The organism is Streptomyces collinus, assembly GCF_031348265.1.
GTDB classification, from domain to species: domain Bacteria; phylum Actinomycetota; class Actinomycetes; order Streptomycetales; family Streptomycetaceae; genus Streptomyces; species Streptomyces collinus.
Genome location: NZ_CP133771.1, coordinates 4,476,685 through 4,490,548 on the forward strand (window position 1 = coordinate 4,476,685; position 13,864 = coordinate 4,490,548).

A 13,864-nucleotide genomic window follows, 5' to 3' on the forward strand; every position below is an offset into this window, starting at 1 on the left:
CCAGCCTCTGGACCAAGGAGCGATGAGTCATGGCACAGCAGGCCTGCCCCTTCCTGTCGGTCGACCCGTCCGGCCAGGATCTCTACGGCGAGATATCCCGCATCCGTGCCCAGGGCCCGGCCGTGGAAGTCGAACTCCCCGGCGGCGTACGGGCTTGGTGGATCACCGGCCTGGAGCTGAACAAGCGGCTCCTGGCCGGACCCGAGACGAGCAAGGACGCCTTCCAGCACTGGCCGGCCTGGATCAACGGGGACATCTCCCGGACCTGGCCGCTCGCCATCTGGGTCTCGGTGCGCAACATGGTCACCGCCTACGGCTCCGACCACACCCGGCTGCGCAAGCCGATGGCCGCCGCCTTCACCAAGCGTCGCGTCGACGCGCTGCTGCCGCGTGTCCAGGACATCGTCGACCGGGCGCTGGACGCGCTGGAGCGGATCCCGGAGGGCGAAGTCGTCGACCTGCGGGCGGCGTTCGCGGCGCCCGTCCCGCACGAGGTGGTGTGCGAGCTCTTCGGCGTACCGCCCGGCCAGGACGGCCCCCGCGCGGCCCTCTACCGCATCATCAGCCGCTTCTTCGACACGGCGATCTCCCTGGAGGACGCCCAGGCCAACGCCGTCGACCTCTACGGCACGCTGACCGCGTTCCTCCAGCACAAGCGCGAGCACCCGGCCGACGACCTGACGACGGCGCTCATCGCCGCGCGCGACGAAGGGAGCCTCAGCGAACAGGAGTTGATGGACAATCTGATCCTGCTGCTCACCGCGGGCTTCGAGACGACCGTCAACCTCATCGACAACACCGTGCACAGCCTGCTCGCCCACCTCGACCAGCTAGACCTCGTCCGCTCCGGGCAGGTCAGTTGGGAGGACGCCCTGGAGGAGTCGCTGCGCTTCGAGGCTCCAGGAGCCATGTCGGGCCTGCGCTACGCCGTCGAGGACATCGAGATCGAACCGGGTCTGACCATCCCCAAGGGCGACCCGCTCGTGGTCTCCTTCGCCGGTGCCGGGCGCGACCCCGAGCGGCACGGGCCGGACGCCGAACGGTTCGACGTCACGCGCACAACCAGCCGCGACCACCTGTCCTTCGGCCACGGCGTGCACCACTGCCTGGGCCGGCCCCTCGCGATGGCCGAGGCGACCGTGGCCCTGACATCGCTGTTCACGCGCTTCCCGCGGCTGGCACTGGCCGATCCGGCGCATCCGCCGAAGCGGCTGCGGTCCATCATCTCCACCGGCCACGAGGAACTGCCGGTGCTGCTGCACGGCCGGGGCCCGGCGGGCCCGCGCCCGGAGGAGACGGATGCGGATGCGGAGGCGGATGTGGGGGCGGAGCCGAAGTTCCAGGCGGAGGCGGGGACCGAGGTCCAGGCGCAGGCGGAGGTCTAGGCGCAGGCCGAGGCGGTCAGGAGACTTTCCGGCCGTCGAGGAACGCGCGGTACCAGGGCGCCGCGCGGCCGAACACGGTCGCGAAACCCTCACCGGGCGAGCAGTCGAGGCCTTTCCAGAACGCGTCGTCCACGAACCAGTGGTCGACCGTGAGCATGCCGAGATGATGGAGGGCGAGCGGTGACCCGGCGGCCCGGTCGAGGGCGGTGGCGACGTCCACGGCCGCACCGCCGCCGGGCTCCCCCAGCTCCCGGGACACCGCGGCCAGCAAATCCGTGACCGCTACCGGCTCGGGGTGGCTGACGTGGTGCACACCGCCGCCGGGCGCGGGGGAGAGCGCGGCGGCCACCACCGCACGGCCCAGGTTGTCGACGTCGATCATCGACTGGAGCGCCCCGCAGCCGGTCAGGGTGGCCGACAGTTCCTTCATCAGCCACACCAGCCCGGGGATCACCCAGCGGTCGCCCTCGCCGTACACGAGGTGCGGGCGCAGCACCAGGCCGCCCGCGTCGAGGACGTACCGTTCGGCGGCGGCCCGGGTGCGGCTGGTGGGTGACGCCGGCGCGATCGGCGCCTCCCCGGGGCGTACGCCGCGGAAGGGGCCCCGGCCGAGGACGGCGGCCGTACTGACGTACACGATCCGGCGCACTCCGGCGCGCACGGCCTCCTCGACCAGGGCACGGGTGCCGTGGTCGTTGACCGCCTGGACCGTCTCGGCGTCGCCGCCGATCTGTGTGGCGCAGTGCACCAGGACATCGGTGTCGGCGCAGACCCCGCGCAGGGAGGGAGGGGCGCAGAGGTCGCCGTGGACGTACTCGGGGCCGTGCGGCGCGTGCCGGGACAACAGGCGTACGTGGACGTCTGGTTGCCGCTGTGCCGCGGTGGCGACCCGGCTGCCGACGAAGCCGCTCGCGCCCGTGATCAGAACCTTGACCGTCACGACAGGGACCGTACCCGCGCAGGCCGGGAGGAGGTCAGGCTCGCGGTGAAGACGGACGCGCCGTCCTGCCGCCCCGAGACCCGTACGGTCACCTCCCCGGGACGCTCGTCGAAGACCTCGGTCTCGATCCGGCACGGGCTGTGCAGCTCCGCGTAGTGGGCGAAGTCGGCCTTCAGCGTGACCGGCAGGAAGGGGTGCAGGCCGGACGCGGCGGTCGCGGCCTGGCGGGCCGCCTCGAACAGGACCATGCCGGGCACGTGGTCGTTGGGCCGTGGGAAGAGGACCGGGTGGCCGGTGTCGACGCGCAGGTTCCAGACGCCGGGGCGGTCGGCGGGTGCCAGGACGACGTCCTCGGCGCGGGACCGTCCCGCGGCCCGTGGCGCTATGCCCGTGAGAAGGGGGACCGGTGTGTTCAGGGCGTTCAATCGGCCCGCCCGCAGGCGGCGGTAGGCGCGCGGTGGGGTGCAGCCGGTGCTTCCGGTGCCGCGGGCGACGAACCGTCCGGCGCGGCGGAACTCCATCGTCGTCCGCATGCTGCGCAGTCCGCGGCCGCGGCGGCGGATCTCGGAGCAGACGACGTCGAACTCGACCGGTTCGGCGGCGTCTGCCAGCAGCAGCGCGGCCGGGTCGACGCTGACCGTCAGGTCCCACATGACGAAGTGGGTGTCGGCAGGGGCGCCGAACTCGGCGTGTGCCAGCACCATCGAGGCCTGCCGCAACGTTTCGCCCACGATCATCGGGTCCTGGTGCCGGTCGTCGACCGGGCCGAAGAAGGGGTGGGCGGCCGGCCAGTGAGCGGTGAAGCGGAAACGGGTGTCGGAGATTCGGGTCCACCGGGCGGGGAAGACGTCCGTCTCGGTGGTGCGGTGGGCGAGCTCTGGGGTGACGGCGGTGACCGCGGTGACGGTGGTGACGGGCGAGTGGGGGGCGGGGCGGCCGGTGACGGGAGAGGGCGGCGCGGGGTCTTCGGGGGCGGTCGCCGAGGGCGCGGGTTTCTCGGGGGCGGTCGCTGAGGAGGCTGGTTCCTTGGGGACGGCCGCCGGGGGTGCGGGTTCCTCGGGGGCGGTGCCCGGGGGTGCCGTCTGCCGGGGGACGGTGGGGTGTGGCGGGTTCTCGACGGTCGTAGCGGTTCCGTTTGCCGGACGGCCCCCACGTCCGGTCTGATCCTCCGTGAGTGCGCTCAAATGCTCTGTCTGCGGCATGAGAACCCCCAGGATCGGCTGCCTGGCCGCGATCGACGCTTGACTAAGATACGGACGAGCCGGTTTTTTTCAAAGGGTGAGCCAAGCCGCTGGGACAGGCCCTCGCGCCCTCGCCACACAGCGACTTCACAGGGATCGACCAAGCTCAGGAGGCACCCGATGGCGCGACAGGAGCGCGCGATCCGCACCCGGCGGACCATCCTGGAGGCGGCAGCGGCCGTCTTCGACGAACGCGGCTACACCTCGGCGACCATCGGCGAGATCCTGGACCGGGCAGGCGTCACCAAGGGGGCGCTGTACTTCCACTTCGGCTCCAAGGAGGAGCTGGCGGTGGGGGTGTTCGAGGAGCAGCTCGCGATCGCGCTCCCGCCGCAGTCCAGCAAGCTGCAGGAACTCGTCGACTCCGGCCTGGTGATGGCCCGCCGGCTGCGGTCCGAACCGCTGGTGCGGGCCAGTGTGGGGCTCGCCCTCGACCAGGGGGCCATGGACCTCGACCGCACCCCGGCCTTCCGGATGTGGATCGACCAGAACACGCAGTTGCTGACCGAGGCGAAGGAGCGCGGCGAACTGCTGCAGCACGTCGACGTGGCGGAGACGGCGGAGCTGCTCGTCGGCAGCTTCTCCGGGGTGCAGCTGCTGTCCCACCTGCGCTGCCAGCGGCAGGATCTGGAGCGCCGTGTCGTCGTGCTGTTCGAGCACTTCCTGCCCAGCATCACCGTGCCCGCGGTGCTGGCCCGGCTCGACATCTCGGTGGACCGGGCCGAGCGGCTGCTGGCGCAGGTGTGGAGGGAGGGGGAAGCGGCCGTGGCCGTGGAGGCCTCGGTGTCTTCGGCGCCTTCAGGGACTTCCGTGCCCTCCGTGCCTTCCGTGCCTTCCGTGCCCTCAGGGCCCTCTGGGCCTTCCGTGCCTTCAGTGCCTTCGGGGGCTTAGCGCGCCACCGCCGCGCGTGCCCGGCATGAGTTGTCCACTGCGGTGGAGTTGTCCACAGGGTCTGACGCGTTTCGGCCGCCGGTTGTACGGTCGGCACGAGTTGATGTTCGTGCGCGTGCGGGGGAGGCGGTTGGGATGACCAGGGCTGGAGCTCAGGACGAGAGCGGGGCCGCGGCGAGGGACGGGGCGCCGCGCCGGCTGCCCAAGGTGCGTGGCTTCGCCGAATGGCCGGCCGAGGGCTCACCCAAGGACGAGGGCAAGGCCCTGCGCAAGCGGATCCCGCGCAGCGCGCACGCCACGCTCGACCTGGACGCGTCCCGGCCCGACGCGGTGAGCGCCGTGGAGGAGTCAGGCCGCGGGCGGCTGCCCGAGCTGGCCCCGCTCCGGGTCGGCCGCATGACCGCCACCCCGTTCGCGTTCCTGCGCGGCGCGGCGGGCCTCATGGCGTACGACCTGGCGCGCACGCCCATGACCGGGATCCGGGCCCAGATCTGCGGCGACGCCCACGCGGCCAATTTCGGCCTGTACGGCGACGCACGCGGCGGCCTGGTCATCGACCTGAACGACTTCGACGAAACGGTGCCCGGTCCCTGGGAGTGGGATCTCAAGCGTCTCGTGGCCTCCCTGGTGCTCGCGGGCCGGGTGGCGGGCGCCGACGAGGACCAGTGCCGCAAGGCGGCGTACGACGCGGCGGGCGCCTACCGCAGAACCATGCGGCTCCTGGCCCGGCTCCCGGTGCTGGACGCGTGGAACGCCATCGCTGACGAGGAGCTCGTCTCCCACACCGACGCCCATGATCTGCTCGGCACGCTGGAGCGGGTCTCCGAGAAGGCCCGCCACAACACCAGCGGCCGCTTCGCGGCCAAATCGACCGAGACCACCGAAGACGGCGGGCGCCGATTCGTGGACGCCCCGCCGGTGCTGCGACGGATCCCGGACGCCGAGGCCGCGGCGGTGGCGGCGTCCCTGGAGGAGTACGTCGGCACCCTGCAGGAGGACCGCCTGCCGCTCCTCGCCCGGTACGCGGTGCACGACGTGGCCTTCCGGGTCGTCGGCACGGGCAGCGTCGGCACCCGGTCCTACGTCGTGCTGCTCCTCGACCACCGCGGTGAGCCGCTGGTGCTCCAGGTGAAGGAAGCGCGGGCGTCTGCACTGGTGCCGCATCTGGTGACGGCCGGTTTCGAGGCGCCGGAGGCCGGTCACGAGGGGCGGCGGGTCGTGATGGGCCAGAAGCGGATGCAGGTCGTGAGCGACAACCTGCTGGGCTGGACGACGGTCGACGGTCTCCCCTTCCAGGTCCGCCAGTTCCGCAACCGCAAGGGCAGCGTCGACCCGGCCGCGCTGGCCGCCGACCAGATGGACGACTACGGCCGCATGACCGGTGCGCTCCTGGCCCGCGCGCACGCGCACAGCGCCGATCCGCGGCTCATCGCCGGGTACTGCGGGAAGAACGAGGAGCTGGACGAGGCGATGGCGGACTTCGCCGTGGCCTACGCGGACCGGACCGAGGCAGATCACGCGGAGCTGGTGGCCGGGGTGCGGGCGGGGAAGGTCTCCGCGGAGGTGGGGGTGTAGAGCCTGGGGGTCTCGGGTGCGGGGTGGTGCGAGGTGTGGGGTGCAGGTGCGTGCGGCTGCGGGTTGCGGGTTGCCGGTTCTGTGAGGCGCGCTGTGGTCTGAGGGCTGAGGCGGTGGCGGTGGATCGCCGGTTGTGGCTGATGGCTGTGGCTGGGGCGCGTCGGATGTGGCGCCGTACGTCGGGTTCGTCCGGCCGGGGCTGCCCTCCGGGGCGTGGGCGGGGCCGGGCCGTCACCTAGGCTGGTCGGGTGACGACCCCGGAAGCTGAGCAGGATGGTGGCGACGCCGCCCGGCCCGAGGCGCGGCTGGAGCGGGCCGTGCGGGCCGCCGAGCAGGCGTTGATCGAGTACGAGATCGCGGTGGAGACCTTCCGCGTCGAGGTCGAGAACTTCTCCCGGCTGCACGAACAGAAGCTCGGCCCGATCTACGCCCGGCTCGAGGAGCTGGACGCCCGGATCCTGGAGGCCAGAGCCGCCCGCAGCGGCGACCCCGCGGACCGGCAGCGGGCGGAGGAGGCCAGGGCCCGGCTCGCCCCGATCCCCGGCGTCGAGGATCTGCTGCACGGCTGGATGGACGGCAGCGGCCTGTTCCCGGAGGCCTCCGCGATGCTCACGGACCAGCCGGTCCGGCCCCCGCAGCGGGTCCGCCCCAGCGAGGAGGCCCGCAAGCTCTACCGCGACCTCGCCCGCAAGGCCCACCCGGACCTGGCGCAGGAGGAGAAGGAACGCGCGCGGCGCGAGGAGTTCATCACGCGGGTCAACGCCGCCTACGCCAGGGGCGACGAGGCCGAGCTGCGTGAACTCGCCGAGGAGTGGGCCAAGGGACCCGAGCTGAAGCGGGGCCCGAGCCGCGCCGAGGAGCTCTACGCCCGGCTCGAATGGCTCGCCCAGCGCAAGGAGCTGCTCGGCCTGCTCGCCAGGGAACTGGAGGACAGCGCCATCGGCCACATGCTCCAGCTGGCCCCGGACGACCCGGACCGGCTCCTGGACGAGATCGGGCAGGGGCTGCTCGCCCAGGTCACCGAGCGCGAGACGGAGCTGGCCGCGCTGCTCGGCGAGGGAGAAGGCCAGGGGCAGGACCAGGGCGAGGGCCAGGTCTGAGCCGTGCCCCGGCCGGGGCACGGGCCGGTTCCGGTAGCGTCGGACGCATGAGTTTTGGAGCTGGTGTGCCCACGGTCGCGGTCGCGGACCTCAAGGACGGCGACTTCCTGCTGGACGTCCGGGAGGACGACGAGTGGAAGGCCGGTCACGCCGAAGGGGCGCTGCACATCCCCATCAGCGAATTCGTCGCCCGCTACGGCGAGCTGACCGAGGCCGCCCCGCAGGACGGCCGGGTCCATGTGATCTGCCGCTCCGGAGGCCGGTCCGCCCAGGTCACGATGTATCTGGCCCAGCAGGGCATCGACGCTGTGAACGTCGATGGCGGCATGCAGGTGTGGGAGGCGGTGGGCCGTCCCGTCGTGACGGACGACGGTCAGCAGGGGTTCGTCCTCTAGACGGACTCGACCGACTCGACCATCTGACCGACGCGATCGCTGGCCGACTGACCGCCTGCCGCCTGACCGATTAGGTCGCCTGAGTCGCCTGAGTCGCCTGAGTCGCCTGAGTCGCTGGGACCCGCCCGTTCGCCTCAGGCCAGTGGGTGGGTCGCCAGGAGGTCGCCCAGGCTCTCTTCGTGTGCCGAGGCCGGGCCGAGTGACAGTTCCAGGTACTTGGCCCAGGCGTGGTAGCGGTGCAGGGGGTAGTCGACGTCGGCGCCGAAGCCGCCGTGCAGGTGCTGCGCGGTCTGCACGACCCGGCGTACGCCCTCCGCAGCCCAGATCTTCGCGACGGCCACGTCCCCGGCGGCGGGCAGCGGGCCCGGGGCCCCGGAGGAGATCCGCCACGCGGCCTGCCACAGTGTGGCCTCCATGGCGCGCAGGTCGATGTAGCGGTCGGCGGCCTGCACGGCGACGGCCTGGAAGGTCGCGATGGGGAACCCGAACTGCTCCCGCTTGCCCGTGTAGTCCCCGGTCATCCGCAGCACGCGCTCCCCAAGGCCGAGGGCCAGCGCGCACGTCCCGGTGGCCAGCAGATCCCGCAGCCACTCCCACGCCCCGTCGGCGTCGATCACGTCCCGGGCGGCGAGCCGGGCCGATTCCAGCCGCAGCTCGCCGAGCCGCTCGCCGCTGGTGGAGAACTGCTCGGCGAGGACGGTTCCCTCGTGGCCGCGCGGCACCAGGGCCAGCACGGTCCGGCCGGTCCCGGTGTGCGCGGGGACGAGCGTGACGTCCGCGTCGTGGGCCCACGGCACCGCCGTCTGGACACCGTCCAGCACCCAGGTGCCGCCGTCCTGCCGGGCGGTCACGGCCTGCTCGGCCGGGTCGTGGCCGGTGCGGCCGTGCGCGGCGACGGTCAGCACCATCTCGCCCCGGCCGGCCCGGGCGAGCAGGTCCGCCTTCGCCTCTTCGCCGCCGTAGGCCTGGACGGCCGCCGCTGCCGCGCTGCTCTCCAGCAGGGGCACCCTGGCCAGGACCCGCGCCGACTCCCGCAGGACCAGGCACAAGGCGATGGCGTCCAGGCCGGCCCCGCCGTACCGGGTGTCGAGCAGCAGGCTCAGCAGGTCCGCGTCGGCGAGTGTGGCCCACAGGGCCCGGTCGTAGGTATCGGCGACGGCGCCGGGGGTGAGGGCCGGGCTGGGCACGGCGTCGGGTGCGACCCCGGCGAACACGCCCCTCGCCGCCTCGGCCGCCGCCTGCTGCTCCTCGGTGAAGGTGAAGTCCACGGTGCCTGTCCTTCCGGCGATCCCGGTGAGCTGACGGGGCGTCAAGATAGAACAGGTTCTAGAAGAAGGGAATGGGTGTACGGGCGGGCGCCGTAGGGTGTCACTCTCATGGACGGCCGGCCGGGGCGGCCTGTGGATAACCTGCGGGGGTCCCCTGTGGACCAGGGGGACCGCGGGTTCGACCGGTCGCGCTCGCCGTACGGTCGGCGTCCGCGGTGTGGCGACGGCCACGGCCGGACCGGCGGCCAGGGGCTGTGCCCGGGTGGGCGTCCTGAGTACCGTGCCCGTGCCGACGCCGCGCAGTGCCGCGCGGGCGGCACGACGCCCTCGCGGCCGGCCGGGCGGACGGAACGACGCCCTCGCGGCCGGCCGGGCGGACGGAACGAGACCGGGATCGTGGAACGGGGCGGAATGGACGCGTACGACAAGGGCTCGGACGTCCGGCACGGCTCGGACGCCCGGCACGGCCCGGACGCGCCGGACCGGCCGGTCCCGCCCGAGGAGCGGGGCGCGCCGCACGAGGAGCGGGGCGCGCCGCACGAGGAGCGGGGCGCGCCGGCCGAGTCCGCCCGTCCGGTCGGGCCGTCCGGGCCCCTCGGGGCCCACCCGCTCGGCGAACCCCGAACCGGTGTCGCCGCGCTCTCCCTCCGCTACCGGATCGCGGTGGCCCTGGCGCTGGCGGTCGTCGCCGTCGGGGTGTGTGTGCATCTGGGGATGACGTTCCTGCACGTCGCGCCGGCGAATACGGTCACCAAGGCGCACGGCAAGGCCGTGGACGACTGGATCTACCCGGAGTTCGAGCAGAACTGGAAGCTGTTCGCGCCGAACCCGCTCCAGCAGAACATCTCGATCCAGGTCCGCGCCGGGATCCGGGGGCCGGACGGCAGCCCGTCGACCACCGGCTGGTACGACCTGTCCGCCGAGGACGGCCGGGCCATCGACAAGAACCTGCTGCCGAGCCACACCCAGCAGAACGAACTGCGCCGCGCCTGGGACTTCTACGTCGCGACGCACGACGGCGAGAACCGCCCGGTGGGCCTGCGCGGCTCGCTCTCGGAGTCGTATCTGCGCCGGATCATGGTGCTGCGCCTCGACCGTGATGACGCCGTACGGGCCGCGACCGGGGGTGCCGGTGTCATCGAGCGGGTGCAGGTCCGCTCCCGGACCAGCAATGTGCCGCCGCCCCGGTGGAGCCGGGAGAAGGTCTCCACGACGCCGTCCTACCGGGAGCTGCCGTGGTGGAAGGTCCCGCAGGACGAGGCCGCGGGAGGGGTGCGGTGAACCGCTTCTCGCTGGCCGTCTCGGGCGGTATCGCCCGCGTCACCGAGGCCGCCCTGGGCCCGTACCAGACGGCCGTCATCCGCATCGGCTTCAGTGCCACGTGGCTGCTGTTCCTGCTCCGCGAGCTACCCCACCGCCACGAGCTGTACGGTCCCGACGGCCCCTGGAGCTGGGATCTCGCGCAGCAGCTGATCGCGTCCAACGGCTCCTTCACCGCGCTGATGTGGTCGGACGGCCGGGTCTGGTTCGAGATCGTCTACGCGCTCGCGGTCCTCTCCAGTGGCCTGCTGATGCTGGGCTGGCGCACCCGCACCATGTCGGTGCTGTTCATGGTCGGCGTGCTGTCGCTGCAGAACCGCAGCGTCTTCATGGGTGACGGCGGCGACAACGTGCTGCACCTGATGTCGATCTACCTGGTCTTCACGCGGTGCGCCCAGGTGTGGTCGCTGGACGCCCGGCGGGCTGTGCGGGAGCGGGCGGCACGCGCGCGGGGTGAGCGGGTCACGGACCGGACCGGGCCGGCCCTGTGGGGCGTGCTCGGGGCCGTGCTGGTCGCGGTCACCCTGGTCGGCCGGTTGCAGGGCGACTGGCTGATACCGGCGCTGCTGTGGACGGTGTGGGTGGCGCAGGCCCTGTGGTGGCTGGTCGGACGCCGGGCCGGGACCGGTGAGCCGCGGATCCTGCTGGACGTGATCGGCAACGTCGTGCACAACGGCGCCCTGCTCGTGATCATGGCCGAGGCGTGCCTGATCTACGCGACGGCCGGCTGGTACAAGGTCCAGGGCTCCCGCTGGCAGGACGGCACTGCGGTCTACTACCCGCTCCACCTGGAGTACTTCTCGCCCTGGCCGGCGCTCGCCGATCTGCTGTCGGCCAGCGGCACGATGGTGATGCTGGTGACCTACGGGACGGTCCTGGTGCAGGTCGCCTTCCCGTTCACCCTGTTCAACCGGCGGGTGAAGAACGTGCTGCTGGCGGTGATGATGACCGAGCACGCGGTGATCGCCGTGGTCCTGGGTCTGCCGTTCTTCTCGCTGGCGATGATCGCGGCGGACGCGGTGTTCCTGCCGACGGGCTTCCTGCGCCGCCTGGGCGGCCGGGCGGCACGCGCGCGTGACCGGCTCACGCGCCGGGGCGGGCGGGTGTCCCTGCCCGGGCAGCGGGCCCGGGAGAACCCCGGGGCCGAGCACGTAGGCTCCGGGGCATGACCGACCCCGTGACCCGCTGGCACCGGCTCGCCGGCGACACCGTCCTGCTCGACGGGTTCCACGCCCTCAAGCACGCGCTGCGTTTCGGAGCCGAGGTGCCGGTGGCGGTCACCGCGGACCGGGCCGCCGCACTGGCCCTCGCCGAGGAGCTGGCCCCGGACGTCCGGGACGCGCTGGCCGGGCTGCTGACGGAGGTGCCGTACGCGACGTACACGTCGTTCGTGCCGCGCCCGCACCCGACGGCGGTGGCCGCGCTGGCGGTACGGCCCTCCCGTGAGTCCAGCCTCGCGAAGCTGGCCCACACGCCCCGCACGACCCCGGTCGTGGTCCTCGACCACCCGCGCAACCTCGGCAACGCGGGGGCGGTGATCCGCCTGGCCGCCGGTTTCGGGGCGACCGGTGTGGTGACGACCGGGACGATGGACCCCTGGCACCCGACGGTCGTGCGGGGCGGGGCGGGGCTGCACTTCGCGACGACGGTGGAGCGGCTGACCGCCGAGGAGCTGCCGCCGGGCCCGCTGTTCGCCCTGGACCCGGAGGGCGACGACATCCGGGGCGTCAAGCTCCCGGACGACGCCGTCCTCGCGTTCGGCTCCGAGCGCACGGGTCTGTCGGCCGAGCTGCGCGCCCGGGCCGGTCACCTGCTGTCCCTGCCGATGCGCCCCCAGGTCAGCAGCTACAACCTGGCGACGAGCGTGGCGATGACGCTGTACCACTGGAGCTGCGGGGCGCCCCTTCAGGGGCGCGGGGAACCGCGCGAGTAACCACGACGCACCGGCACCCGCGCAAGCGACCGCACCCCCGAGCGCTCAGGCGTCCCTGCGCACCTCGACCACGCGGAACCGGTTGGCGACGAACGCCCCGTCACACAGCGCGGCACTCGCCGCCGGGTTGCCGCCCGACCCGTGGAAGTCGGAGAACGCGGCCGTCTGGTTGACGTACACCCCGCCCGTGAGGTTCAGCGACAGCTGCGCCGCCTCCTCCAGGCAGGCTTCCTGCACGTCCCGCTCGACCTCCGCGTCGGTCGTGTACGCCCCGACGGTCATCGCGCCCTTCTCCCGGACCGTCCGCCGCAGCAGCTCCACCGCGTCCGTCGCCGAGTCGACCGCCACGGCGAAGGACACCGGCCCGAAGCACTCGCTCATGTAGGCGGCCTCGTCGTCCGGCTTGGCGCCGTCCAGCTTGACGATGACCGGCGTGCGGACGACGGCCCCCGGGAAGTCGGGGTTGGTGATCTCGCGGGAGGCCAGGGCGACCTCGCCCAGTCCCGACGCGGCCTCCAGCCGGGCCTTCACGTCCGGGTTGACGATCGCGCCGAGCAGCGCGTTCGCCCGGGCGTCGTCGCCCAGCAGGCCGTCCACCGACTTGGCGAGGTCCGCGACCACCTCGTCGTAGGACTTGGGGCCCTGGTCCGTGGTGATGCCCTCGCGGGGGACCAGCAGGTTCTGCGGGGTCGTGCACATCTGGCCGCTGTACAGGGACAGCGAGAACGCCAGGTTGGAGAGCATGCCCTTGTAGTCGGACGTGGAGTGGACGACGACCGTGTTGACGCCGGCCTTCTCCGTGTAGACCTGCGCCTGGCGGGCGTTGGCCTCCAGCCAGTCGCCGAACTCGGTCGAGCCCGTGTAGTCGATGATCCGGATCTCGGGGCGCAGCGCGAGCGTCTTGGCGATGCCCTCGCCGGGGCGTTCGGCGGCCAGGGCGACGAGGTTCGGGTCGAAGCCGGCCTCGGTGAGCACCTCGCGCGCGACCTGCACGGTGAGGGCGAGCGGCAGCACCGCGCGCGGGTGGGGCTTGACCAGGACGGCGTTGCCGGTGGCGAGGGAGGCGAACAGGCCCGGGTAGCCGTTCCACGTGGGGAAGGTGTTGCAGCCGATCATCAGGGCGATGCCGCGCGGGACCGGCGTGAACTGCTTGTTCATGGCCAGCGGGTCGCGCTTGCCCTGGGGCTTGGTCCACTCGGCGTTGTCGGGCGTGCGCACCTGCTCGACGTAGGCGTAGGCCACGGCTTCCATGCCGCGGTCCTGGGCGTGCGGGCCGCCCGCCTGGAACGCCATCATGAACGCCTGGCCGGAGGTGTGCATGACCGCGTGCGCGAACTCGTGCGTCCGGTCGCTGATGCGCTTGAGGATCTCCAGGCAGACCACCGCGCGCTGCTCCGCGCCCGCGTCGCGCCAGGCGCGCTGGCCGGCCTTCATGGCGGGCAGCAGCACGTCGAGGTCCGCGTGCGGGTACGTCACGCCGAGGTCGACGCCGTAGGGGGACGTCTCGCCGCCCACCCAGTCGTCCGTGCCCGGCTGGCCGAGGTCGAGACGGGAGCCGAGCAGGGCGTCGAAGGCGGCCTTGCCCGCCGCCGCGTCCAGGCTGCCGTTCTCCCCGTAGGCCTTCGGGTGCTCGGGGTGCGGGGACCAGTACGCGCGCGTGCGGATCGCTTCCAGCGCCTGGTCGAGGGTGGACCGGTGCCGGGCGATCAGCTCGTGCGCCGAGAGTGCGGCGGTCATGGGTGACCAACTCCTCGTCTCAAGAACTCCTCGTCGAGTTCATGACCTGGGCAGAAACCTGGGCAGGAACACTCGGACA

At 72.7% G+C, this 13,864-nt stretch carries 12 protein-coding genes; 8 read left to right on the forward strand and 4 right to left on the reverse strand.

Going from position 1 to position 13,864, the window contains the following annotated elements:
* The first annotated feature begins 29 nt into the window (after positions 1–29).
* Entirely contained in the window at positions 30–1,385 is a 1,356-nt protein-coding gene (locus RFN52_RS20350; protein WP_311241004.1) for a cytochrome P450 family protein, read from the forward strand.
* Between the two features lie 16 nt (positions 1,386–1,401).
* Here RFN52_RS20350 and RFN52_RS20355 read toward each other — a convergent pair whose 3' ends face one another.
* A complete protein-coding gene (locus RFN52_RS20355) occupies positions 1,402–2,325 on the reverse strand; it encodes an NAD-dependent epimerase/dehydratase family protein (RefSeq protein ID WP_184848008.1) in 924 nt (307 codons plus the stop codon).
* Positions 2,322–3,509, reverse strand: a complete 1,188-nt coding sequence (locus tag RFN52_RS20360; RefSeq protein WP_311241005.1) for a ScbA/BarX family gamma-butyrolactone biosynthesis protein — start codon at positions 3,507–3,509, stop codon at positions 2,322–2,324. Before RFN52_RS20360 ends, RFN52_RS20355 begins: the two co-directional genes overlap by 4 nt.
* A gap of 177 nt (positions 3,510–3,686) precedes the next feature.
* Here RFN52_RS20360 and RFN52_RS20365 point away from each other — a divergent pair, with 177 nt between their 5' ends.
* From RFN52_RS20365 to RFN52_RS20380, 4 genes are all read left to right on the forward strand, one after another.
* Entirely contained in the window at positions 3,687–4,457 is a 771-nt protein-coding gene (locus RFN52_RS20365; RefSeq protein WP_311241006.1) for a ScbR family autoregulator-binding transcription factor, read from the forward strand.
* A gap of 135 nt (positions 4,458–4,592) precedes the next feature.
* Positions 4,593–6,032, forward strand: a complete 1,440-nt coding sequence (locus RFN52_RS20370; protein ID WP_184848009.1) for a DUF2252 domain-containing protein — start codon at positions 4,593–4,595, stop codon at positions 6,030–6,032.
* A gap of 248 nt (positions 6,033–6,280) precedes the next feature.
* Complete coding sequence (locus RFN52_RS20375) at positions 6,281–7,132, forward strand: hypothetical protein (protein WP_184848010.1); 852 nt, start codon at positions 6,281–6,283, stop codon at positions 7,130–7,132.
* 65 nt (positions 7,133–7,197) lie between these two features.
* A complete protein-coding gene (locus RFN52_RS20380; RefSeq protein WP_184853970.1) occupies positions 7,198–7,527 on the forward strand; it encodes a rhodanese-like domain-containing protein in 330 nt (109 codons plus the stop codon).
* Between the two features lie 134 nt (positions 7,528–7,661).
* Here the strand turns inward: RFN52_RS20380 and RFN52_RS20385 are convergent, their stop codons facing one another.
* Positions 7,662–8,795 (reverse strand): acyl-CoA dehydrogenase family protein, encoded by a 1,134-nt coding sequence (locus tag RFN52_RS20385; protein ID WP_184848011.1) that lies wholly within the window; start codon positions 8,793–8,795, stop codon positions 7,662–7,664.
* Positions 8,796–9,206: 411 nt separating this feature from the next.
* Here RFN52_RS20385 and RFN52_RS20390 point away from each other — a divergent pair, with 411 nt between their 5' ends.
* From RFN52_RS20390 to RFN52_RS20400, 3 genes are read left to right on the forward strand one after another with little or no spacing between them, the layout of a single operon-like run.
* Positions 9,207–10,076 carry a DUF5819 family protein gene (locus RFN52_RS20390; RefSeq protein WP_184853971.1) on the forward strand — a complete coding sequence of 290 codons (870 nt, stop codon included), beginning with the start codon at positions 9,207–9,209 and terminating at the stop codon, positions 10,074–10,076.
* Positions 10,073–11,284, forward strand: coding sequence for an HTTM domain-containing protein (locus tag RFN52_RS20395; RefSeq protein ID WP_184848012.1), 1,212 nt, complete (start codon positions 10,073–10,075; stop codon positions 11,282–11,284). Before RFN52_RS20390 ends, RFN52_RS20395 begins: the two co-directional genes overlap by 4 nt.
* Complete coding sequence (locus RFN52_RS20400; RefSeq protein WP_184848013.1) at positions 11,281–12,048, forward strand: TrmH family RNA methyltransferase; 768 nt, start codon at positions 11,281–11,283, stop codon at positions 12,046–12,048. Before RFN52_RS20395 ends, RFN52_RS20400 begins: the two co-directional genes overlap by 4 nt.
* A gap of 45 nt (positions 12,049–12,093) precedes the next feature.
* On the opposite strand, the gene paaN is transcribed toward RFN52_RS20400, so the two are convergent.
* Complete coding sequence (paaN, locus tag RFN52_RS20405) at positions 12,094–13,785, reverse strand: phenylacetic acid degradation protein PaaN (RefSeq protein ID WP_184848014.1); 1,692 nt, start codon at positions 13,783–13,785, stop codon at positions 12,094–12,096.
* Positions 13,786–13,864: the final 79 nt, after the last annotated feature.

Excerpts from the sequence above, each read along its gene's own strand:
- RFN52_RS20370 (WP_184848009.1), top strand. The coding sequence starts at position 4,593 with ATGACCAGGGCTGGAGCTCAGGACGAGAGCGGGGCCGCGGCGAGGGAC.
- RFN52_RS20390 (WP_184853971.1), top strand. The coding sequence starts at position 9,207 with ATGGACGCGTACGACAAGGGCTCGGACGTCCGGCACGGCTCGGACGCC.
- RFN52_RS20350 (WP_311241004.1), top strand. The coding sequence starts at position 30 with ATGGCACAGCAGGCCTGCCCCTTCCTGTCGGTCGACCCGTCCGGCCAG.
- RFN52_RS20400 (WP_184848013.1), top strand. The coding sequence starts at position 11,281 with ATGACCGACCCCGTGACCCGCTGGCACCGGCTCGCCGGCGACACCGTC.
- paaN (WP_184848014.1), bottom strand. The coding sequence starts at position 13,785 with ATGACCGCCGCACTCTCGGCGCACGAGCTGATCGCCCGGCACCGGTCC.
- RFN52_RS20365 (WP_311241006.1), top strand. The coding sequence starts at position 3,687 with ATGGCGCGACAGGAGCGCGCGATCCGCACCCGGCGGACCATCCTGGAG.